General features: G+C 68.3%; 21 protein-coding genes. 6 read left to right on the top strand and 15 right to left on the bottom strand.

The features are described from left to right. The first annotated feature begins 71 nt into the window (after nt 1-71). Nucleotides 72-1,103 (top strand): NAD(P)/FAD-dependent oxidoreductase, encoded by a 1,032-nt coding sequence (locus tag OG205_RS02305; protein WP_330274547.1) that lies wholly within the window; start codon nt 72-74, stop codon nt 1,101-1,103. On the opposite strand, the gene OG205_RS02300 is transcribed toward OG205_RS02305, so the two are convergent. Beyond that, on the bottom strand, nt 1,100-1,666 hold the full coding sequence (locus OG205_RS02300) for a TetR/AcrR family transcriptional regulator (protein ID WP_330274546.1): 567 nt from the start codon (nt 1,664-1,666) through the stop codon (nt 1,100-1,102). The genes OG205_RS02305 and OG205_RS02300 overlap by 4 nt on opposite strands. A 104-nt stretch (nt 1,667-1,770) precedes the next feature. On the opposite strand from OG205_RS02300, the gene OG205_RS02295 reads away from it, so the two are divergent. Next, entirely contained in the window at nt 1,771-2,676 is a 906-nt protein-coding gene (locus OG205_RS02295; protein WP_330274545.1) for a TIGR03564 family F420-dependent LLM class oxidoreductase, read from the top strand. A 7-nt stretch (nt 2,677-2,683) separates the two neighbouring features. Here OG205_RS02295 and OG205_RS02290 read toward each other — a convergent pair whose 3' ends face one another. The 7 genes from OG205_RS02290 to OG205_RS02260 all read right to left on the bottom strand — a co-directional run bounded on the left by OG205_RS02290 (nt 2,684) and on the right by OG205_RS02260 (nt 11,482). Further along, nucleotides 2,684-3,187: an SRPBCC domain-containing protein gene (locus tag OG205_RS02290; RefSeq protein ID WP_330274544.1), complete on the bottom strand. Its 504-nt coding sequence runs from the start codon at nt 3,185-3,187 to the stop codon at nt 2,684-2,686. 80 nt (nt 3,188-3,267) lie between these two features. Then, nucleotides 3,268-4,341 (bottom strand): S1 family peptidase, encoded by a 1,074-nt coding sequence (locus tag OG205_RS02285; protein WP_330274543.1) that lies wholly within the window; start codon nt 4,339-4,341, stop codon nt 3,268-3,270. An 8-nt stretch (nt 4,342-4,349) separates the two neighbouring features. Then, the gene (locus OG205_RS02280; RefSeq protein ID WP_330274542.1) at nt 4,350-6,938 is read right to left on the bottom strand and encodes an AbfB domain-containing protein; all 2,589 of its coding nucleotides are present in this window, start codon (nt 6,936-6,938) and stop codon (nt 4,350-4,352) included. A gap of 133 nt (nt 6,939-7,071) precedes the next feature. Continuing rightward, nucleotides 7,072-8,040, bottom strand: coding sequence for an ABC transporter permease (locus tag OG205_RS02275; RefSeq protein ID WP_330274541.1), 969 nt, complete (start codon nt 8,038-8,040; stop codon nt 7,072-7,074). Further along, nucleotides 8,037-8,981: an ABC transporter permease gene (locus OG205_RS02270; protein WP_330274540.1), complete on the bottom strand. Its 945-nt coding sequence runs from the start codon at nt 8,979-8,981 to the stop codon at nt 8,037-8,039. Before OG205_RS02270 ends, OG205_RS02275 begins: the two co-directional genes overlap by 4 nt. Further along, nucleotides 8,962-10,452, bottom strand: coding sequence for a sugar ABC transporter ATP-binding protein (locus OG205_RS02265; protein WP_330274539.1), 1,491 nt, complete (start codon nt 10,450-10,452; stop codon nt 8,962-8,964). Before OG205_RS02265 ends, OG205_RS02270 begins: the two co-directional genes overlap by 20 nt. After that, complete coding sequence (locus tag OG205_RS02260; protein WP_330274538.1) at nt 10,442-11,482, bottom strand: ABC transporter substrate-binding protein; 1,041 nt, start codon at nt 11,480-11,482, stop codon at nt 10,442-10,444. Before OG205_RS02260 ends, OG205_RS02265 begins: the two co-directional genes overlap by 11 nt. 124 nt (nt 11,483-11,606) lie before the next feature. Between OG205_RS02260 and OG205_RS02255 the strand changes: the two genes are divergently transcribed. Then, complete coding sequence (locus OG205_RS02255; protein ID WP_330274537.1) at nt 11,607-12,599, top strand: LacI family DNA-binding transcriptional regulator; 993 nt, start codon at nt 11,607-11,609, stop codon at nt 12,597-12,599. Beyond that, on the top strand, nt 12,596-13,153 hold the full coding sequence (locus OG205_RS02250) for a hypothetical protein (protein ID WP_330274536.1): 558 nt from the start codon (nt 12,596-12,598) through the stop codon (nt 13,151-13,153). Before OG205_RS02255 ends, OG205_RS02250 begins: the two co-directional genes overlap by 4 nt. Here OG205_RS02250 and OG205_RS02245 read toward each other — a convergent pair. The 6 genes from OG205_RS02245 to OG205_RS02220 all read right to left on the bottom strand — a co-directional run bounded on the left by OG205_RS02245 (nt 13,129) and on the right by OG205_RS02220 (nt 17,955). Next, nucleotides 13,129-13,668, bottom strand: a complete 540-nt coding sequence (locus tag OG205_RS02245; protein WP_330274535.1) for an O-acetyl-ADP-ribose deacetylase — start codon at nt 13,666-13,668, stop codon at nt 13,129-13,131. The two genes, OG205_RS02250 and OG205_RS02245, sit on opposite strands and share 25 nt — an antisense overlap. A 31-nt stretch (nt 13,669-13,699) precedes the next feature. Further along, complete coding sequence (locus OG205_RS02240; protein ID WP_330274534.1) at nt 13,700-14,182, bottom strand: NUDIX hydrolase; 483 nt, start codon at nt 14,180-14,182, stop codon at nt 13,700-13,702. Nucleotides 14,183-14,342: 160 nt separating this feature from the next. Beyond that, on the bottom strand, nt 14,343-15,608 hold the full coding sequence (locus OG205_RS02235) for a tannase/feruloyl esterase family alpha/beta hydrolase (RefSeq protein WP_330274533.1): 1,266 nt from the start codon (nt 15,606-15,608) through the stop codon (nt 14,343-14,345). A gap of 11 nt (nt 15,609-15,619) precedes the next feature. Further along, entirely contained in the window at nt 15,620-15,988 is a 369-nt protein-coding gene (locus tag OG205_RS02230; protein ID WP_330274532.1) for an STAS domain-containing protein, read from the bottom strand. 95 nt (nt 15,989-16,083) lie between these two features. After that, complete coding sequence (locus tag OG205_RS02225; protein ID WP_330274531.1) at nt 16,084-17,001, bottom strand: helix-turn-helix transcriptional regulator; 918 nt, start codon at nt 16,999-17,001, stop codon at nt 16,084-16,086. 84 nt (nt 17,002-17,085) lie between these two features. Then, entirely contained in the window at nt 17,086-17,955 is an 870-nt protein-coding gene (locus OG205_RS02220) for an SGNH/GDSL hydrolase family protein (protein WP_330274530.1), read from the bottom strand. Nucleotides 17,956-18,141: 186 nt separating this feature from the next. On the opposite strand from OG205_RS02220, the gene OG205_RS02215 reads away from it, so the two are divergent. Further along, the gene (locus OG205_RS02215) at nt 18,142-20,466 is read left to right on the top strand and encodes a hypothetical protein (protein ID WP_330274529.1); all 2,325 of its coding nucleotides are present in this window, start codon (nt 18,142-18,144) and stop codon (nt 20,464-20,466) included. A 43-nt stretch (nt 20,467-20,509) separates the two neighbouring features. Here the strand turns inward: OG205_RS02215 and add are convergent, their stop codons facing one another. Continuing rightward, nucleotides 20,510-21,514, bottom strand: coding sequence for an adenosine deaminase (gene add / locus OG205_RS02210; RefSeq protein WP_330274528.1), 1,005 nt, complete (start codon nt 21,512-21,514; stop codon nt 20,510-20,512). A gap of 189 nt (nt 21,515-21,703) precedes the next feature. Here add and OG205_RS02205 point away from each other — a divergent pair, with 189 nt between their 5' ends. Beyond that, entirely contained in the window at nt 21,704-22,174 is a 471-nt protein-coding gene (locus tag OG205_RS02205) for a nucleotidyltransferase domain-containing protein (protein ID WP_330274527.1), read from the top strand. Nucleotides 22,175-22,177: the final 3 nt, after the last annotated feature.

Below are 22,177 nucleotides of genomic sequence, written 5' to 3'. Positions count from 1 at the left end.
ACGGTGCAGATCCGGTGAAGGTGTTGCCGGGAAACGGGAACCGGTCCGGTGATCGGACCTAGCGTCGGGACATGGACACCGTGGACGTGCTCGTCGTCGGCGCCGGGCTGGCCGGTCTCAACACCGCGCGCCTGCTCGCGGAAGCAGGTCTCGACGTGGCCGTTTGTGAACGTAGGACAAGCCTGGAGACCGGAATTCGCACGACCGGGATCTTCGTCCGGCGCACGCTCGACGACTACGAGCTTCCCCACCTGGGGCCGGCGGTCCGGCGAGTGCTGCTCTACCCGCCGTCGCTGAAGGAACCGGTGGAGTTCGTGAGCGCTCGCGATGAGTTCCGCGTCGGCGACATGGAGGGCATCTACGCAGCGGCGGTCGAGGACGCCGAACGTGCGGGTGCGCACGTTCACCTGAACTCCAGCTATCCGGCGAAGTCCACGAAAGCCCGCTTCACGATCGGCGCGGACGGCGCCCGGTCCACGGTCGCGAAGAACCTCGGCCTGGACGTCAACCGGCAGCTGATCACCGGCATCGAGGAGGTCTACCCGGTCGCAACCGGCTCGACGCCGACGTTCCACTGCGTGGTCGACCCGCGGATCGCGCCCGGCTACATCGCCTGGGTCATCGACGACGGCGAGCACGCTCACATCGGGCTGGCCGGCCGCGCCGACCGGTTCACCGCACCGCTCCCCCAGCTGCTGCAACGCTTCCGCGACAGTTTCCCGGTGCCGGAGCCCGCCGGGCCGGTGAAGCGCCGGGGCGGGCCGATTCCGGTCGGCGGGCTGCTGCGCCGGATCGTGTCGCCGCAGGGTCTGCTGGTCGGTGACGCGGCGGGCGCGGTCTCACCGCTCACCGCGGGCGGGCTAGATCCGTGCATGCGGATGTCGGAGCTCGCGGCCTCGGTCACGTTCGACTACCTGCGCAGCGGCAACAGGTATGTGCTGGAGCACTACGACGGGGCGGCCATGCGGCGGCGCTACCGCACCAGGTCACTGCTGCGGCGTGGCCTGTCGCTCGTCAGGAGTCCGAACCTCGCCGAGTTCGCGTTCACAACGCTGCGCACACCGCCAGGAAAGGCCGTGGCCAAGCGGATTCTGTTCAACTAGACCGCCAGGAGACCGCCGGCGACCAGAGCCACCAGCACGTCCGCGCGTTGCGCCGGGTCGGGGAGGGACTCGACCGCCAGGGAGATCCCGTTCGCGAGTTGCAGGACGTCGTCCACGGTGACGTTCGGGCCGACCGAACCCTCTGCGTGCGCACGAGCCAGGAGCTGCTGTGCGGCTTCCCGGATCATGGTGTGGGGCGAGAACTCCGGATCGGACTGGTATCCCGTCAGCGCCGGCCCCAGCCCCCGCGCTGTGGCCGCGTGCGTCACCACAGCACGCAGCCAGGTCACCAGCGCAGCCCCCGCGTCCGGCGCCGTCAGCAGGTCCTCCGCTTGATCGCACAAGGCCTGCACGCGATCGCGGAGCACCGCTTCCAACAGCTCCGCACGGCGCGGGAAGTGCCGATGCAGAGTGGCCGATCCGACTCCGGCGCGGCGGGCGATCTCCTCCAGGGACGCTTCGGCTCCGGACTCGGCGATCACCACACTGGCCGCGGCCACCACTCGGTCGCGGTTGCGCTGTGCGTCGGCACGCCGACCTGACGAGCCGGGGGTTTCTCCCATGGTTCCGCAACCTTGTTGCTAAGTGGGGTGGGTCCCCCATATCGTACCGGACCACAAGTGGGGTGGTCCCTCCACTTAGATTCCTGGACAGGTGGAGACGAAGAATGAAGATCGGATTAGCGGTCGGCGACGTGCGCGGTCCCGCGACCTTGGACGCGGTCGTCGACCAGGTGAGGGTGGCGGCCGACGCCGGATTCGCCACCGCGTGGGCAAGTCAGGCGCTGGGCTGGGACGCGTTGACCGCCATCGCGGTGGCCGGTGCCACCGTCCCCGGCATCGCCGTGGGCACGGCCGTGGTTCCGGTTCCCCAGCGGCACCCGATGATGCTGGCAGGGCAGGCGCTGACGGCGCAGGCCGCCGTGACGGGACGCCTGACGCTGGGCGTCGGCGTAGGTGTCGCCGCGATGGTCTCGGGGATGTTCGGACTGCCCACCGACCGGCCCGTGCAGCGCATGCGCGACTACCTGACGGTGCTCGGACCGTTGCTGCAAGGGGAAAGTGTCGAGTACCGCGGCGATACGCTCACCGCGATGGGGGCAGTGACCGTCCCAGGCGACGTGCCGGCGCCCTCGGTGATCGTCGCGGCGATGGGACCGCGCATGGTGCGCCTGGCGGGAGAACTCGCCGACGGGACCGTGACCTGGATGACGGGGCCGAAAGCCCTGGGAGAGCACATCGTTCCCGCCATCACCAAGGCGGCGGCCGGAAGACAGGCACCGCGAGTCGTCGCCGGACTGCCCGTGTGCGTCACGAGCACCCCCGACGACGTCCGCGCCCGGATCGCCGAGCAGTTCGCGCTCGCCGCGCAGGTGCCCGAGTACCGCGCGACGCTCGACCGGGAAGGCGTGGCCGGACCGCAGGACGTCGCGATCGTCGGCACGGAAACCCAGGTGGCACAGGCACTCGCCCGGCTTCGCGATGCCGGCGTCACCGAGTTCATGGCCGCGCCCTACGGAACCGCCGACGAGCAGAACCGCACCATCGACCTGCTCGCCGAACTGGCCCGCTGACAGGTGATCAGAGTTCGGCGGCCCGCTTCAGAGCGGCGTTCTCGGCCTGCATGCCGTCCTTCATGGCCTTGCCGATGAACAGGTCCGCTCCCCCGGACAGCACGCCGTCGACCAGCAGTTCGTTGGTGACCAGCACGGTGCCGTCAGGCTGCGGTGTGAGCGTCCGACAACGCTGGCCGTAGACGAACCACGCGTTCCAGCCCGCGTCCTTCCAGCAGAAGCGCCGGCCCGGAACGCCGTTGAGCACGGTGTGCTTCGCGGCCATCTTCACCGAGCCGAGGAGCACGTCCACGCGAACCTCGTCGCCCGGCGCGGTGCCACCCGCCGCCTTGACGACCCACGGATTCCAGCGCGCATAGCCCGGGAAGTCGGTGATGAGGCCGTAGATGCGTTCCTGCGGCGCGGAGATGACGGTCTCGGCGCGATAGACCACCGAGTGCTCGCCGGGCTCCCTGGGATCGAGCGGAGAGCCGCTCGCCAGCATCGCGAACACCAGACCGGCTGCCAGCACGTGACCACCTCGACCAAGAGATCCACCGGGACGCAGACGTGAAGAAAATACGCGTTCGCGTCCCGGTGGACATCGGCCGATCAGGCGGTGAGGAGGGTCAACCCGTACGTGCGCAGGATCTCGTTGACGGGCTGGAACCAGGTGCGGCCGCCGCCGGAGCAGTTGCCGTAGCCGCCGGACGTCACGCCCTGCGCCTGGTCACCGGTGATGAACGAGCCGCCGGAGTCGCCAGGCTCGGCGCACACGCTGGTGCCGACCATCTCGTAGACCGCGCCCTGCTGGTAGTTCACGGTCTCGTTGCGGCCCTGGACCACGCCGCAGTGCCAGTGCGTGGTCGAGCCCGAGCGGCACACCGAGGTGCCGGGCGGGGCCTCCCACGAACCGCGCACGAGGGCGTCACCGACCTGACCCCAGCCGAGCACGACCGGCACGTTCCACCAGCCGCCACCGGTGCGCACCCAGCCGTAGTCGTTGGTGGGGAACGAAGAGCCGACGAACTCGCCCTGCCACGAACGGTCCCAGCCGTAGACGTTCCAGGCGCCGACGTTGCAGTGTCCGGCGGTGACGTAGCCGCCGTGCACCGAGAAGCCGATCGAGCAGCGGACGTTGCCCGTGTAGAACGGGTCACCGCCCACGGTGCCGGCCGCGAAGGTCTGCGGCCGCTGGACGCCTTCCGTGTTGACGACAACATCCTTGGGCAGGCCCGAGACATCGGCTCCCGGCAGGGCGTCGACCACCACGGTGCCGCGCTCGACGTCGACCCGCCACCCGGCGACGTCCTTCGACACCGATCCGGCCTTCGACAGTCTGTCGATGCCCGTCTTCACCGCGTTCAGGGACGCGAGTGTCTTCGTGCGCAACACCGGTTGCGCACCCGCGGCCTTGACCGCCTCGACCTTCGCCGGGTCGGTCACCGCGACCTGAAGCTTGCCGTCGGCGTACCAGCTGCCGCCGAACGCGTCGGCGGCGGCCTGCTCGGCGGCCGGAGCGATCTTCAGCGCCACCTTCTCGGCGCGGATCCTCGTCAGAGCCTGCGCCTGGGTGATCCCGAGGTCGCGGCTCATCGCGTCGACGACGTCCGCCGACGCCGTCACGGCAGGGATGGTGATCGTGCTCAGCACGATCGCGGACACGGAAACTATGCGTAGCAGCATGTTCTCTCCTACGGTGTCCAAGGTGAGCTCACGGCCCAGCTCACGTCCTGGTTGTACGAAGCAGGGTTGTCGTACACGTGCGCGCCGCCGTTCGAGGCGACCCAGACCTCCTCCGTGTAGTGCCGGATGTTGGTGCCGAGCTCGTTGACCGATTCGAGCCGGACGCCGCCAGTGCCCTGTTGCGCGCAGAACGTCGCGTCCCGGCGGAACAGGTCGGTGTTGTCGTTGGTGCCGAGGCGGACGCGGAAGTCCGCGTGCCGCAGGAACTGCCCGGAGATGTTGCGGGATTCGAACGAGTAGCAGGTCGGGTCGGCGAGCCCGCGCCGGACGACGAACGTCGCGTCCGCCTTGGTCAAGCTGTCGCTCGTGCTGGTCACGACGTCCGTGCGCGCCAACGACTCCCGGTGCCGCAGGTAGCGGTCCGTGAAGCCGGGCGAGGTGACGCGGAACGAACGGGCCTGGTCCAGCGGCAGTTCCGCGCCGCTGCGCCACAGCCCGGTCCCGATCGCCCACGTCGTGTCGGCGGCGAAGGAGTTCGCGGTGTCCCAGGGGTTCGGGCCACCGGAGCGTGCCAGGTAGACGCCCTCGTTGTAGTGCCGGACGAACGAACCGCGCACGTTGAACGACTCCAGAGCGGTACCACCAGAGCCTTCACGAGCGCAGAACGTGGCATCGGCGGCGATCGTGCCGTTGTTCACGTCTGTGCGGATGCGTCCGTTGCTGTGCCTGAGGAACTGGCCGGGGAAGTTCCGCGACTCGAACGAAAGGCAGGCAGCGTCGGCGAGTCCGGGCCGCGGGTGGAACGTGGCGTCGAGCTTGCCCAGGTCCGTGCTGATCACGTCGGTGCGGGCCAGCGATTCCTGGTGGCGCAGGTAGCGGTTGGTGTAACCGGAAGTGGTGACGCGCAACGACACCACGTCGTCCGGACTGACCGCCGTGCCACGCGCGACCGCGAGCACCCTCTGGTTGACGTCCCGCACCCGCGACTCGGTCATCTTCAGCACGCGCCGGTCGTAGGTGTAGAAGCCGTTGACCTCGTTCTCCACGTCGTACGGCTCGGTGTAGACCATCGCGGACAGCCCACGCGTGTGGACGAGCCGCTGCACCTGCTTGATGACCTCCTCGTACCGCTTGGTCAGCGACTGCTCGTCCGGATACAGGGCCCCGTAGGCGAATCCTGCTCCCGGCTGGTACTCGTGGCCGACGACCCGGCGGCCGAGACCACCGAACTCGCCGAGCATCGCGACCCGGTTGGCGTCGGGCTGACGGGTGTCGGCCGAGATCTGGTAGTGGTGGTCGTCGATCACGTCACCGTTGCCGGGGTCGGGATCCGAGACGCAGCAGTTGGATCCCGAGTTGTGGTTGACCAGGCGGGTGTTGTCGATCGAGCGCACCAGGTTCACGATCCGGCCGGCGTCGTACTCGCCCCAGCCCTCGTTGAACGGCACCCACTGCACGATCGACGTGATGCCCTTGAGCTGGTCGAGGATCCGGCGCAGCTCGGACTCGTAGTTCGCGTGCGAGTTCGGTGCCTCGTCGATCGAGTCGACGGACGGCATGTCCTGCCAGACCATCAGACCGAGCCGGTCCGCGTGGTAGAACCAGCGCGCCGGTTCGACCTTGATGTGCTTGCGGACCATGTTGAACCCCAGCGCCTTCTGGCGTTCGAGGTCGAAGCGCAACGCCTCGTCGGTCGGCGCGGTGTAGATGCCGTCCGGCCAATAGCCCTGGTCCAGCGTGCCGCTCTGGAAGACGAACTTCCCGTTCAGCAACGGCCGCATGACGCCGCCGACCATCGCCTTGCCCAGCGAGCGCATGCCGAAGTAGCCCGTCACGACGTCCCCACCGGCCAGCGTCACGCGCAGGTCGTAGAGGAACGGGTCGTCCGGCGACCACAGCCTGGCGTTCGGCACCGGCACCCGCAGCGAGCCACCGGTCGTGCCGGTCTGCCTGCCGACCACCTGCCCGCCGCTGAGCACCTCTGCCGTGACCGACTGGCCCGCGGTGCCCTGCACGACCAGGTCGAGAGCGCCCGCGCCGACGTTCGGCGTGGTGTCGAGACGCGTGATGTTCGCTGCCCGCACCGGTTCCAGCCACACCGTCTGCCAGATGCCGGACGCCGCGGTGTAGAAGATCCCGCTCGGGTTCCTGCGTTGCTTGCCGATCGGATAGCGGCTGCCGTCGACCGTCGAGCTCACACCGACGATGATCTCGTTCGCACCGGTGGTGAGTGCCGAGGTGATGTCGAACGAGAACGCGTCGAAGCCGCCGGTGTGCGTGCCGACCTGCCTGCCGTTGACCCAGACCCGCGTCTCCCAGGTCACCGCGCCGAAGTTCAGCTTGACGTTGCGACCGTTCCAGGTGGACGGAACGGTGAAGGTGCGGCGGTAGAACATGTTGTCCTCGTGCCGCTTGATGCCCGACAGAGCGGACTCGATCGGGTACGGCACGAGGACGCCTTCGGCCAGCGGGCGGCCGATGGGCGGACTGTTCAGGTTCGGTGCTCCGGCGAACTCCCAGACACCGTTGAGGTTCTGCCACTCGGTGCGCACCAGCTGCGGTCGCGGGTACTCGGGCAGGGCGTTCGTCGGCGACACCTGGGAGGTCCAGGGTGTCGAGAGCGGAGGGACTTTCGGTACCCACTCCGCCGCGTGCGCTGTCGGCGTTAAGAACGTTGCTGTGATCAGGATCGAGACCAATACGCCCAGGACGCGTCTGGTCATGGCTCTCCTATCTTCGCAATATTCGCTGCAGGACTACGACGATGAGCAAGAACACGCCGCTGACCACCGACTGGTAGTTGCTGTCGAGCGTGCCGATCTGGTTGATGACGTTCTGGATGACCTTGATCAGGCCGACGCCGATGACGGTGCCGAGGATCGTGCCCATGCCACCGGTCAGCAGGGTTCCGCCGATGACGACGACCGAGATGGCGTCCAGTTCGAGGCCGACGCCGATGACCGTGACGCCCGACTGCAGATAAGCGGCGGTCAGGGCGCCGGCGAGACCCGCCAGCGTGCCGCTCATCGTGTAGACGAGGATCTTGGTCTTCGCGACGGGAACGCCCAGCAGGACAGCCGACTGCTCGGCGCCACCGGTCGCGAACACGTTCTGGCCGAAGCTGGTGCGGTTCAGGATCATCCCGCCGAGGACGGCGAGGACGGCCGCGATGAAGATCGGATAGCCGAAGCCGAGCACGGTGCCGCGGCCCAGTTCGACGAACGCGCTGTCCGCCGGGATCTTGTAGGTGTTGGCGCCCTCGTCGGTGATCGCGAGCAGGAGTCCGCGGGCGAACAGCAGCGACGCCAGCGTGACGATGAACGGCGCCATGTTCGTGCGGGCTATGAGCAGTCCGTTGATCAGGCCGATCAACCCGCAGACCACCAGCGGCAGTGCGAGCGCCGCCAGGAACCCGTACTGCGAGCCCCAGGCCGCGAGCACGCCGCCGAGCGCGTAGAGGGAGCCGACGGACAGGTCGATGCCGCCCGTGATGATCACGAACGTCATGCCGATCGCGATCACCGCGAGGAACGAGCCCTGCAGGGCCAGGTCGCGCAGGTTGTCGAGGCTGCCGAAACGCGGGAAGACCAGCCAGGACACCGCGACCATCAGCACGAGCGCGACGGCGGCGCCCTGGCGTTGCAGGACCTTGGTCCGCGCGGCCGCCTTCGGAACGGCGGGAGTGGTTGTGGTGATCATCGGCGCTCCCGTGCCACGTACACGGCGGCGATGATGATCGCGGCCTGGATCATCTGCGCGATCGAGTCCGGCAGGTTGTGCTTGATCAACGTGGCCCTGACGAGCTGCATCAGGATCACGCCGAACACCGTGCCGAGCACCCGGACCTTGCCTCCGGTCAACGGGGTTCCGCCGACGACCACGGCGGTGATCGCGGACAGTTCCATGAGCAGGCCCATGTCGGCCGGGTCGCTGGCGGCGAGCCTGGAGGTGGCCAGCACGCCGGCGATCGCCGCGAGCACGCCGCAGATCGCGTAGACGCCGACCAGCACCCGGTTGACCGGGAGCCCCGCCAGCGTGGCCGCCTTGCGGTTGCCGCCGATCGCGACGAGCTGACGCCCGAACGTCGTGCGGTTCGTCAGGCCGGCGATTGTGAGCGCCAACAATCCCGCGATCAGCACGCTGATCGGGATTCCGAGCACGTCGCCGGTGCCGAGTTCCAGGAACGTCGGGTCGTGCAACTGGACGAGCTGGCCCTCGGCGATGACCAGTGCCAGTCCGCGCCCACCGACCAGCAGCGCGAGGGTGGCGACGATCGGCTGGATGCCGACCTTGGCGACCAGGAAACCGTTGAACGCTCCCGCGAGCACGCCGACGACGAGCGCCATCACGATCGCGACGAGCGGGCCGGCGCCCAGGTAGAGCGGGATGATCGCGGCGGCGAGCGCCATGACCGCGCCGACGCTCAGGTCGACGCCTTCCGTGCCGATCACCAGCGCCATGCCGAGCGCGACGATCAGCACCGGTGCGGCCTGGACGAGCTGGGTGGTGAAGTTGCCCAGCGTCAGGAAGTTGCTCGTGAACAGGGCGTTGAACAGCAGCAGCACGCCAACGGCGACATAGACACCGTTGTCCTGCAACCAGCGTGTCCTCGTGGCTGTTCTAGTGGCTGTCGACGTCATCAATCACCTCCGCCGCGATGGCCTCGAGCACGTGCTCACTCGTCAGCTGGTCGCCTTCCAGCTCGCCGACGACCGATCCGTCGCGCAGCACGATCAGACGGTCCGCGCCGTCGAGCAGTTCGTCCAGCTCGGAACTGATCAGCAGCACCGCCAGGCCTTCCCGCGCGAGTTCGTCGATCAGCTCCTGCACTTCCGCCTTGGCACCGACGTCGATGCCGCGCGTCGGTTCGTCGAGCAGCAGGATCCTGGGTTCCGTGCACAGCCACCTGGCCAGCAGGACCTTCTGCTGGTTGCCGCCCGACAGCTCCGCGACCTTCTGCTCGGGGCTGGACACCTTGATGCGCAGGCGTTTGACGAACGTGTCCACGATCCGGTCCTGGGTGGACCTGCTGACCACACCGAACCGGCTGAGCCGCGGCAGCGCGGCCAGCACGATGTTCTCGCGCACGGACAGGTTCGGGATGATCCCCTCGGTCTTGCGGTCCTCGGCGAGCATGCTGATGCCCGCCCGCATCGCCGATTTCACGTTGTGCGACACCGGTTTGCCCGCGACGATCACCGTGCCGCCGTCGAGCGGAAGCGCGCCGATGATCGCCTTCGCGGTCTCGGTCCGGCCCGACCCGAGCAGGCCGGCGAGGCCGACGACCTCGCCGGGCCTGATCGACACGTTGACGCCGTTGATGCGCGGCTTGCTGGTCAGGTCCCGCGCTTCGAGCACCGGCTGGGTGTCGGCGTGGTGACCTTCGCCGAACGCCGTGGTGCCGTGCTTCTCGATCTCCTTGACCGACCTGCCGAGCATCAGCGAGACCAGCTCGATGCGCGGAAGTTCCTTGAGAGGACCACTGTGAACGTTTCGCCCGTCTCTCAGGACCGTGACCGTGTCGCAGATCCGGTACAGCTCGTCCATGCGGTGGCTGACGTAGATGATCGAGATGCCCGCCTCGTGCAGTTTCCGCACGACGCCGAGCAACGTCTCGACCTCGCGTGGTTCCAGCGACGACGTGGGCTCGTCCATGATCACGACGTCCGCGTTCGCCTCGACCGCCCTGGCGAGCGCGACCATCTGCTGCTCGCCGACCGCGAGTGTCCCGAGTGGACTGCTCACGTCCGCGGTGATGCCGTAGCCACGGAGGAGTTCCGAGGCGTCGGCGTTGCGGCGGGCGCGGTCGATCAGGCCGAACCGGTTGCGCGGCTCGCGGCCCAGGAACAGGTTGGCGGCCACGCTCATCAGCGGAACGAGGTTCACCTCCTGGTAGATCGTGGAGATGTGCCCGTTCCGGGTGATCCGACCGGCATCCGGGGTGTGGATGCCGGTCAGCACCTTGATCAGCGTGGACTTGCCGGCGCCGTTCTCCCCGACCAGCGCGTGGATCTCGCCGCGCTGGAGCGTGAAGTCGACATCGCCGAGTGCCTGGACGCCGGCGAACGTCTTGGTGACGCCGGCGACCTCGATGACCGGATCAGTAGGCATTGCCGAGCTTCTGCGCCGCGTTCGTCGTGTCGTACTCGTCGTCGGAGATCACGATGTTCTGCGGGATCTCGTCGCCCTTGCCGAACTTCTCCAGCGTGTCGAACGCGAGCGGGCCGAAGCGCGGGTTGGACTCGACCACGGCGGTGTAGCTGCCGTCCGCGATCAGCTGCACGGCGTTGCGCGTGCCGTCGATGGACACGACCTTGACGTCCTTGCCCGGCACCTTGTTGGCGGCCTTGAGCGCGGTGACGGCGCCGACGCCCATCTCGTCGTTCTCGGCGTAGACGGCGGTGATGTCCGGGTTGCTCTGGATGAGCTGCTCCATCACGGCCTGGCCCTTGGACCTGTCGAACTCGCCGGTCTGCTCGGCGACGACGGTGAGGCCGGGGGTGCCGGCGATGCCGTCCTTGAAGCCCTTGGTGCGGTCGACCGTGACGTTGTTGCCCGACGCGCCGAGCAGGATCGCGACCTTGCCGGTGCCGCCGGTCGCCTTGATCATCTGCTGGGCGGCGCGTTCGCCCTGCTTGACGAAGTCGGAACCGATGAAGGTCAGGTAGTCCGTGCACGGCTGCGCGGTGACCTTGCGGTCGATCGTCACGACCGGCACCTGCTTGGCCTTGGCCGCGTCGAACGCGGGCTGCAGGCCGTCGGAGTTGAGCGGCGCCACGATGAGCAGCTTCGCGCCGCGGTCGATCATCGACTTGATGTCGCTGATCTGCTTGTTCAGGTCGCTCTGCGCGTTCGTGTACAGCAGTTCCACCCCGCGCTTCGCAGCCTCGTCCCTGATCGACTGCGTCTCGGCGGTGCGGAACGGGTTCGCTTCCTTCTCCGACTGGGAGAAGCCGACCATCGCACCCTTGAGATCGACTTGCGGGTATCCGGTCTTGCTGCGCGCACAGCCGGGACCAGCGCTTTGGTTCTGCGCGGCAGATGCGGCGGGGCCTCCACTGGTCGCGGTCGTCGAGGTTTCTCTGCTGGTGCACCCCGTCACGAGCAAGGCGGTGACGGCGATGAGCAGGATGCGAGACATCGTTGGCTCCTACACGGGCGGGCTGTGCGTGGACGCGCTCTCAGGCGCTAGATTTGCATCGTTGTTCCAACGTTGTAAAGACTGAGAACTTCCCGGTACTTTTCCCGGTACTTTTCTGGAGGCTGTGTTGGCCACGCTGAAGGACGTCGCCCGCCTGGCGGGCGTCTCGGTCAAGACCGTGTCGAACGTGGTCAACGGCTACTCGTTCGTGAAGGCGGACAACCGCCGCCGCGTCGAGGAGGCGTTGGAGGCCACCGGCTACCGCCCCAACCTCGGCGCCCGCAACCTGCGCCGCGGCCGCACCGGCTTCATCGCCCTGGTCCTGCCGGAACTCTCGATCCCGTACTTCGCCGAGCTCGCGGGCCTCGTCATCGCCGCCGCCCAGGAGCACGAGTGGAACGTGCTCATCGAGCAGACGTTCGGCACCCTGGCCGGCGAACGTTCGGCGCTGGCGTCGCTGGGCCCGCATCTGGTCGATGCCGCGATCCTGAGCCCGGAAGCGTTGCAGGTGGACGACTTCCAGTTGTCCGTCCCCGCCGTCCTGCTGGGCGAGCACGCCATCGACGTCCCGATCTCCCGCGTGGGCATCGACAACGTGGCCGCCGCGCAGGCCGCCGTCCGCCACCTGATCTCGCTGGGTCACCGGCGAATCGCCGCAATCGGCGCCCACCCCCACCGTGGCACTGCTTTTTTGCGATTGGAGGGCTACCGCGCGGCGCTGGCCGAGGCCTCGCTGCCGTTCGTCGACGAACTGGTCGTGCCAGCACTGAACTACCACCGCGCGGACGGCGCCGCCGCGATGAAGACGTTGCTGGACCTGCGCAACCCACCGGACGCCGTGTTCTGCTTCAACGACCTCCTGGCCATCGGCGCCATGCGAGCGGCAGCCGAACGCTTCGTGCGCGTGCCCCAGGACCTGGCGGTGGTGGGCTTCGACAACAACGAGGAGAGCGTCTACAGCTCCCCGTCCCTGACCTCCGTCGCCCCCGACAAGGGCGCCATCGCCCGCGCCGCCGTCGACCTGCTGCACCGCCGCGCCGAATCCCGCGACTCGGCGCTGGAGGACGTCGAAACCCCGTTCTCGTTGCAGGTGAGGGAAAGTACCGTGGCCCGATGACGGTGACGTTCGGCCCGGACCACATCGTCTTCGCGGGCTACGAGTTCCCGTGGGCCAGCGTGCACCCCCACAGCATCCTGCCCGCGTCCGCTGTTCGGGACGCGTCCACCCAGGTGGGTCCGCCGGAGATCCGCACCGTGTCCGGCGAGACCTTGTTCCTGTCGTGGGACGACTCGGACGGGCTGGCTGGGTTTTGTCAGCGTCACGGGATCTCGGTCGCGGGGCGTCTCGACGTGTGGGGCAACCTGTTCGAGCCGTTCCTCGACACGTCGTTCAGCGCCGCGCACATCGCGGCCACCGATGCCCGGTTGCACGCCGTGGGGCTCTCTCAGTCGTCGATCGATTCAATCCGTGCGCGGCTCACGCCTTTGATGCGTGCCTACAACTTCGACAGCATGTTGTGGGATTGGACCCATCTCGGGCTGTACGACCTGCTTCGGGCGTTGAACGGGACTTTGGTTCATCCTTCGCTGCCCGCGACTTTGGGCGATCCGTTCGAGGTCTACCGGTGGGCGATGGAGATCGCGGACTACGGGCGGGCGAAGGCGTCGTAGGTTCGCTGGTCGAACAGGACGAACCTGATCACGGGGACTGGGGAGTCCTTGGTGGCGGCGTGGGCGATTCTCGCGGCGTCCTCCGGGGGCCAGCGGTAGATGCCGGTGGAGATGGCCGGGAACGCGATCGTCTGCGCTTCCAGTTCGGCTGCCACGCGGAGTGCGTTGCGGTGGCAGTCGGCCAGGAGTTCGGAGCGGTCTTCGGTGGCCGACCAGACCGGGCCGACGGTGTGCACGACCCACTTGGCACGCAGGCGGCCCGCGGTGGTGGCGACGGCCTGGCCGGTCTTGAGGCCGCCGCCGTAGTGGCCGGCGCGCAGCTTGCGGCAGTCGGCGAGGATGTCCGGGCCGCCCTTGCGGTGGATCGCGCCGTCCACTCCCCCGCCGCCCAGCAGGGAGGAGTTGGCGGCGTTCACGATCACGTCGGCTTCCTGCTCGGTGATGTCGCCGAGGACGTACTCGATGGTGGCCACGTCCCCGATTGGATCACGACAAAGGACAGGTGGCCACGTCATTTGGCCGCGGCAGAGTCACCGGAAAGCTGTGTCAGTCGACCAGACTCAGCGGCGTGGTGCTGAGGGCACCCGCGAGAAGCTCGTCGAGCAAACCGGGGAGCTGAGCGGGGAGCAGTTCGTCCGTGCACTCGTGCAGTTCGGCCGCGGACCACCAGCGTCGTTCGATCAGCCCGGCCTTCTCGTTCTCGGTGAGGTTGAGGGCCACCTTCGGCTCGATGTCGTCGATGCGACCGAGGAAGACGTGGTCTTCGCGATGGTGGTCGCGTCCCTTGTAGTGGAAGCGGGATTCGCGGATCCACAGTTTGCGGCCCAGCGACGGAACGATGAGTCCGGTCTCCTCCGCGACCTCGCGCAGGGCGGCGTCTTCCGCCTTCTCGTCCTCGTCGAGGCCGCCGCCGGGCAGTTCCCACCAGTGATGGCCGCGGTCGTCCGGGTCGCAGGCGTGGACGAGCAGCACGCGGTCGTTGGCGTCGAGTAGCAGCACCCGAGCGCCGATGCGTGGGGTGGTGGACATCCGGCGGGCGTTCCTCGCGATCGGGCTGACTGGGCGGCAGGGTCAGACGCTAGCAGCGTCCGCTTTGTGCAAAGCGACAACCGGACGGCGAGTCCCGAATGATCGGTCGGACGCGATCCGGTGTCCGCGATCTCCCCACTCAACCTGCTGGGGCAGGCGATCACGACAAAGGGCAGGTGGCCACGTCGGCCGGCCGTGGCAGGGTCGCCGACCGAGGCGGCTCCACCCCGTCCAGCCACCGCTCCAACGCCACGAACGCCGCCCGATGACAGGGCGCGAGGGGCCGCAACCGATCCGGATAGGCGTCCACCAGCCCGTCCACGTGCGTGCCCTGCTCCACCCGGTAGTACCGGTGCAGCCGATCAGGCGTCATCCGCGCGTACACGTCCGAATCCTGACTGATCGGCAGCAACACGTCGTATGTCCCGTGCACCGTCAGCAAAGGCCGCTTCACCTTGCCCGTCAACGCGACCCGGGACACCGCGGGACCGGCGATGCGACGTCGAGAAACGTACGAGTAGTCAGCATCGCAAGCAGCACTACCAGGAGTGCAGAACGGCACGCCGGCCTCCAACTCCCCGTCGAACCGCGGGTCGAACTCCTCGCGGTAGATCCGTTGGGTCAGATCCCAGTAGTACCGATAGTGGTAGTCCCACAGGAATTCCGTGCCGGCCGGAAAGCCTGCCGCGACCATCGCCTCGTGCGCGCCCGGTTCGCCTGCCAGGTAGGCCGGGTAGGCGCGGAGGACGGCTGGCAGGAACGTCAGCGGGTTCGGGCCCGCGACTGTCCACAGTGTCCCCTCCCAGTCGACGCCTCCGTCGTAGAGGTGCGGGCGGTTCTCCAGTTGCCAGCGGACGAGGTAGCCGCCGTTGGAGATGCCGGTGGCGATCGTCCGGCGTGGGGCTCGGCCGTAGCGTTGGGAGACAACGGACTTCGCCGCGATGGTGAGCTGGGTGAAGCGGTGGTTCCACTCCTCCATGGCCCGGCCGTCGCGGTAGAACTGGGCGCCGGTGTTGCCCTTGTCGGTGGCGGCGAAGGCGTAGCCGCGGGAGAGGACCCAGTCGGAGATGGCCCGGTCGTTCGCGTACTGCTCGCGCACGCCGGGGGCGCCGGTCACGACCAGGCCGCCGTTCCAGTGGTCGGGCAGTCTGACCACGAACTGGGAGTCGTGCCAGCCGTGGTTGGTGTTGGTGCGGGAGGTGTCGGGGAAGTAGCCGTCTATCTGGATTCCCGGCACGGCGGCGGGGACGGGCAGGGCGGTGCTGGTGAGGCCCGCCCAGTCGGCCGGGTCGGTGTGGCCGGTGGTGACCAGGCCGGTCGTGGTGAGGTCGGCGAGGTGGGTCAGTTGCTGATGTTCGGCGCCGGGGACCGTTGTCGCGGACGTCGGCGGGGTGAGCGCGAGTACGAGTACCAGCGAGAGCAACATAGCTGGTCAAGCTAGTTGTGGCGGGTCCTCGGCGACATGGTTTCCTCCCACACAAGGCCCGCTTTGAAGGTGGTGAAGCCGAACAGGTCCAGCACTCGGCGGACCTGGGGCTGGGTGTGGCGCAGGGTGAACGACTTGCCGCTGTGGTGCGCGGCGCAGAGCAGGAGCAGCAGGGTGCGCAGGCCGCTCGCGGACAGGAACGTCACCTCCGCCAGGTCCACCGAGACGCGGTCGGTGGTGGTGTCGGTGATGCCGGGCAGCACGGCGGCGAAGAGCAGGTCGCACGTCGTCATGTCCATCTCGCCTCGGCAGGTGGCCGTGAAGCGGGTGCCGGAGCGTTCGGTTCGCACGGCGAACGGGCTGGTCTCACAGGCGGTCATCGGGCCTCACCTCGAAGACGGGCCACCACTTCACCGCACTGCGAGGCCCGAACGATAGCAGCGGAAACGAAGCCGTGGCCCGGAAAACGAAGCTCTCAACGCGACCGCAAGGTCTGTGACGGCGGGATGTCGTAGGCGGCGCGGTAGTGCGCGGCGAAGACACTCGGGCGGGCGTAACCCCATCGGGCCGCGATCTCGGTGACGGAACCGTTGCCCGCCCTCAGGTCCTCATGGGCGCACGACAGACGCACGCCCCGCAGATAGGCCATCGGCGTCGTGCCGAGGTAACGGCGGAAAGCGAGTTGCAGCGCCCGGATGGACACGCGAGCCGCACGCGCTATGTCAGCCGCAGAGATGTCCATCGCAGCGTTGTCCTCGATGAACGCGACCGCACGGCGCAGGCTTCTCGGGTGCGCGTCACGCCGGTCGGCAGACGTCGGCGCGGCGTGTGTGGTGTTCGGGAACGCGGCGAGGGTGGTGGACACCAGCAGACGAATCGCGTTCGCCGCAACCAGCGGGTTGTCCTCGAAGTGCGGCAGCACCACATCGCGCAGATGCACGCAGGTGGACCACCACGCTGCCGCGACCTGGGGCGAGACCGCCCGGAAACCGGTGAACCGCACGCCGTCGACCACCTGGTCGATCACCGACTGGGGCAGCGTGACCGTCGACAACCTCGGGTCGGCGATCGCCCCGACGAAGGAACTTTCGGGCGGTGCGCTCAGGAACACCTCGCCGGGCAGCCAGAACCGGTCCTCGCCGCCCGAACCGTAGTAGACGACACCGGCGCCGTTGTGCCCGAAGACGTAGTTCTGCATCGGGTCGACGCTGACCTCGAGCGAGATGTGGCCGTGCAACTCGTCGAACCGGATGTCCCCGTGTATCCGCGACGACATCCGCATGTGAGGGTGCTCGATACCGGCGTTGAGACGCATCTGGCCGTAAGCCGCATTCAACACCTCGTGCGCCGCGTCCAAGTCCGCCACCTCGACGACCTGTTCCACGTGCTGCACGATCCTCGTCCGACTCGCCGGTGTCCATCGCCAAGACGGTTGCTTCCGCTCACCCGATGAGCGGGCGGAAGCAACCGTCACCGGCTAGGCCCGGACGAGCGAGGCCAGGGCGGTCTGTCCCTGCTGGTTCGGGTGGAACACGGCTTCCGGCCCCTCCTGGCCCGGTGCCAGCGCGTCGAACCCGCGCAGGAACGGGGTGCCCGACTCGCACAGCGCGTGGCCGTCGAACGTGCCGGGGCGGGAGAACGGGCTGGCGAACGTGGCCTTGACGCCCTGGCGGGCCGCCTTGGTCACGGCGGAACGCAGGGTGGCGTCGATGCCGTCGGCCACCTGGTTGCCCTGGGCGCGTTCCGCGGTGGTGAAGATTCCCTCGCCGCAGATCGGGTCCAGAGTGGCGCCGTCCGGGTTGTCCGAAGTGGACACCTGGCGGCCGTAGCCCACGACGACGACCCGCGCGTGCGGGCTGCGCTTGTCGATCTCGGTCAGCAGAGCGGTGACGTTGAGCCCCATCTGCGGCAACCTCGCCAGGATCGCCTCGGTCGGCGCACCCGTGCAGTCGGCCTGGATGCAGATGCCGCCGTACGTCGCGTAGTCGATGTCGTTGGTGCCGACGGTGAGCAGCACCAGGTTCGTGTCGCGCTTCAGGGCGTCCAACTGGGCCGGACGGTCCTTGAAGGGACGGGAGAAGTCCGCGGTGGCGGCGCCACTGCAGCTCACGTTCGCGAACGAGCCGAGCCTGCCGGCCGCGCGCAGGCGGGCGGCCACCTGCTCACCGTAGGAGTTGTTGCTGCGCCAGCAGTTCCCGGCCGTTCCGTCTTGGTAGGAACCTGCTCCCGTGCCCGACGCGTACGAGTCACCGAGCACTACAAGCGAGGTGGAATAGCTCGCGTTGGCCGTGGGAGCGATCCCCAGAGCGGCCAGAACCGCTGTGAGGACGACGATCGTTCTTTTCACAGGACCCCCGATATCGATGTCGTTCCGTCGCCATAGTGCCCGAGACACCACCTCGTGCGCCGCCAAACGAGATGCGGTGGCCCTCCCCCGTGCGCTGATCAGCGAGGACCATCTTTCGGAACTTCCATGACAAACGCCCAGAGCGGATGCCACCATCCGCCGGACTGTTCGTCTCTAGGGGGATCGTTGAGAACATCTGACAGACCCTGGCGTGGTGCCGGGGCACTCGTTGCCGCGCTCGTCGCGGGTCTCGTGGTGGCCGTGCCCGGCGCCGCGCACGCCGCCCAGCAACCGAACTGGGCCATGTCCAACCCGGCCAAGCGGGTCACGACCGACTCCAAGCAGCCGCACCAGGAGATCACGACGGGCGACGCGAAAATCGGCGCCTGGCGGGACGACAAGCACCACATCGGCAAGTCGTACTTCACGTTCGACATCACGCGGTTCAAGGGCACACAGCTGTTCACGGCGAACCTGCGCACGCCGGAGAAGGCCGCGAACGACTGCGCCAAGCCGCGTACCACGCAGCTGTGGGTCGTGCAGCCGCCGAAGAAGATCACCTGGGCGCACCAGCCCTGGGAGAGCTCGAAGATCGAGCCGAGCCCGAACCAGGACTGCGTGTCGCCCGCGGTCACCTGGAACGTCGCCGAGCCCATCAGGAAGGCTCTGGAGAAGGGCCGGACGGAGATCACGTTCGTGCTCCGGATCGCCGAGCAGTTCCAGGGCAAGGTCGAGTACGGCCGCACCTACGACCCGGCCGCGGTGCTGAGCACGACGTTCAACACGCCGCCGGGGACGCCGACCGATCTGAAGATCGACATCCACGACTGCGACGGCACCACGCGCTTCGTCCCCAGCCTCACGCCGCGCGTCAAGGCCACCCTGCACGACGCCGACCCCGGCAGCGGCCTCACCGGGCGCCTGGCGTTCTGGCCGGTGGACGCACCAGAACAACGCGTCGAGGTCGAGGCTCCCTTCCCCGGCGCCGGCGTGGTGGACACCCTGTTCCCCGAGGGCATGGTCAAGGACGGCGGCACCTACGCCTTCGCCGTGCGCACCGAGGACGGGTTCGCGAACTCCGACTGGTCCGCACCGTGCCAGTTCACTGCCGACGTGACGGCTCCGGCCGCTCCGAAGATCTCCTCCACCACCTACCAGGAGAACGGCGGGCCGCCCGGTGACGGCGGCCAGGGTCTGCCGGGTGAGTTCACCTTCGACGCCAACGGCGCGCAGGACGTCGTCGCGTTCACGTATGAAGGCATCGGCGTCCCGTACGGCCGGGTGAACGCGGACGCTCCCGGCGGCAAGGCAACGATCACGGTCACGCCCGACCGGGACGGCCCCTTGTACGTCCAGGTCCAGAGCATCGACCGCGCCGGAATCCGTTCGGACAGCACTACCTACCGCTTCTGGGTCCGCACCACCTCTCCACGGGTGCAGACGCCTCTGATGTCGCTCGGGACGCCCGGCGCGTTCGTGCTCACCGCCACTCAGGACGGTGCCACGCGGTTCGTGTACCAGATCGACGGCGGCGCTGAGCAGACCGTGCCGGTCGGCGAGGACCAGAAGGGGCGCTTCACCCTCACGTACACCGACCCCGGTCCCGAACGGCACGCCCTCAAGGTCTGGACGGTCAACGCGGCCGGTGTCCGCTCGGGCGTCGCGAACAGCTCGTTCACCGTCGACCAACTGCGACCCGAGGTCGAGACCGACCCGTGGTCGGGCATCGTCGGCCAGAAGCGCACGATCACCGTGACGCCTCGGCAAAACGGGGTCGTGTCCTATGTGTACAAGATCGGAGATGATCCCGAGCAGCACCTGCCCGCCGCGCAGGACGGATCACTGACGTTCGAGCACACGCCGACGGCCAAGGGTTTTTACGACGTGCTGGTGGCGAGCGTCAACGGGGCCGGAGTCCGCTCCGGCTGGGGTGAGAGCGCGATCGAGGCCGACGCACCGGCGCCGACGGTGACGAGCACCGACTACAGGTACGAACCGGGCGGCGCTCCCGGCCAGGCCGGCACGTTCACGTTCTCGTCGCCACGGCTCCCCGTCGTGTCGTACAGGTACAGGTTCGACGACGAGCCGTGGCAGACCACCACGGGCACGCAGGTCCAGTGGGCGCCCAAGAAGCCGGGTTACCACTACCTGTACGTCCGCGGCGTCATGGACACGGGCCTGGAGAGCGACGAGCAGTCGTACATGTTCCAGGTGAAGCCGGCGCTTCCTGCCGTGACGAGCCCGCAGTTCCCGGACGGTGGTCCGGTGACGGCACGGCCGAACGTGCCGATCGAGTTCGTCGTGACGCCCGCGCTGGCCGGGTCGCACGAGGTCCTGTGGTACGTCGCCTTCAACACGCCGCAGGTGGTTCCTGTGGGTGCGGACGGCAAGGCGCGGTTCACCGTCACCATGCCGTCCAGCGGGACGTTCTACCTGACCGTGTCGAGCCGGACGCCTGACGGCGTCGTGTCCGGCAACCTCGAGCGGTCGTACTCCGTTCCACAGCAGTGAGTTCACGGTGGCCCGCGGGCGAACGCCCCGCGGGCCACCGGTCTCAGACCTGGGCGAGCACGTCCGCGATCTCCTCCAGCAACGCCGTCTTGCGGCCACCGGGGAGGAACGAGGCCAGCACGGCGTTCTCCGCCAGCGTCGCCACCTGCACGGGCGTGAGATCGAGCGCGGTCGCCACCGCCAGATACTCGCCTTCCAGCGTGGCGCCGAAGAATGGCGGGTCGTCGGTGTTCAGCGTGACCACGACACCGGCGTCGAGCATTTGCCGCACGGGATGCGTCTCGATCGACGCGACCTGTCGCGTGCGGACGTTGGACGTCGGGCAGACCTCCAGCGGAATCCCCTTGAGCACCAGGTGTTCCATCAACGCCGGGTCCTCGACGCAGCTCGTGCCGTGGCCGATCCGTTCGGCCCGCAGGTCCCGCACCGCGGACCAGATGGTCTCCGGGCCGGTGGTCTCCCCCGCGTGCGGCACGCTGTGCAGGCCCGCATCCCTTGCCGCGTCGAAGAAGGGCGCGAACTGGGCGCGGCCGACGCCCGCCTCGGGGCCGGCCAGGCCGAAGGAGACCAGGCCGTCAGGACGTTCGGACAGCGCGAACGCCAGCGTCTCCCGCCCGGCCACCAGGCCCTTCTCGCCCGGGATGTCGAAGCACCAGGCCAGATCGACGCCCAGCGCCGCCGCTTCCGCGCGACCGGACTCGAGGCCCGCGAGGAGTTCGTTGCCCGGCATGCCGTCCGTGACGTGGTTGTACGGCGTGACGGTGACCTCGGCGTACCGGACGTTCTGCCGGGCCAGTTCGCGCGCCAGGCCGACGACGAGGGTGTGGATGTCGGCGCGGCCCTTCAGCATCGACTGGACCGCCCAGTACACCTTCAGGAAGTGGTCGAAGTCCCGGAACGTGTAGAAGCGCTCCAGTTCGGCGCGGTCGGTGGGCACGCCGGCCTCCGGGTGGCGCCGGGCGAGTTCCAGGACGGTGTCGATGCCGGCCGATCCGACGAGGTGGACGTGCAACTCGACCTTGGGCAGCGCGTGGACGAACGAACGCATGGCAAAGCTCCCTGTGCAGGACAAAGGTGAGAGTGGTGGCGGAGGAGCGAGGCGACTCAGGGAGCGAGGTCGCCACGTTCGGTGTCAGCGCCGTAGAGCGGCAGCTTGAAGTCCGGCACGACCTTCAACCTAGCAGCGCCGGACGAAACTCGGTGGCGCCTCGGCCGCCTCACTTGCACGCTGTAGCGCGTGACCGGGGAAGAGGTGCTGGAAGTCCTGGCGGCGCTCGACGGCTTCGACGTCTGCGTCGGCGGCGGCTGGGGCATCGACGCGCTGGTGGGCAGGCAGACCCGCCCGCACGGCGACCTCGACCTCATGCACCGCGAGGAGCAGGAGCCGCGGATCCTCGAAGTCTTGGCGGCGCAGGGGTTCGAAGAAACACTGTCGTGGCGCCCAGTGCGATTCGTGGTCACGGACCACAAGGGCCGCGAGATCGACCTGCATCCCTTGCGGTACGCGGAGGACGGCAGCGCCGAACAGTCCTCACCGACGCCGGGCGAACCGTTCCGCTACCCCGCCTCGTGCTTCGTCACCGGGACGATCCTCGGTACCACCGTGCGGTGTCTTTCGGCCGAGCAGCAGGTGTTCTTCCATCAGGGATACGAGCCGCGCGAACGGGACCTGCACGATCTGGCTCTGCTGCGCGGCCTGGTCCGATAAACC

The sequence above is a fragment of the Lentzea sp. NBC_00516 genome, assembly GCF_036346835.1.
Classification (GTDB): Bacteria; Actinomycetota; Actinomycetes; order Mycobacteriales; family Pseudonocardiaceae; genus Lentzea; species Lentzea sokolovensis.
Note: the sequence above shows the minus strand (reverse complement) of the source record. Positions and strands in the feature narration are given on the sequence as shown.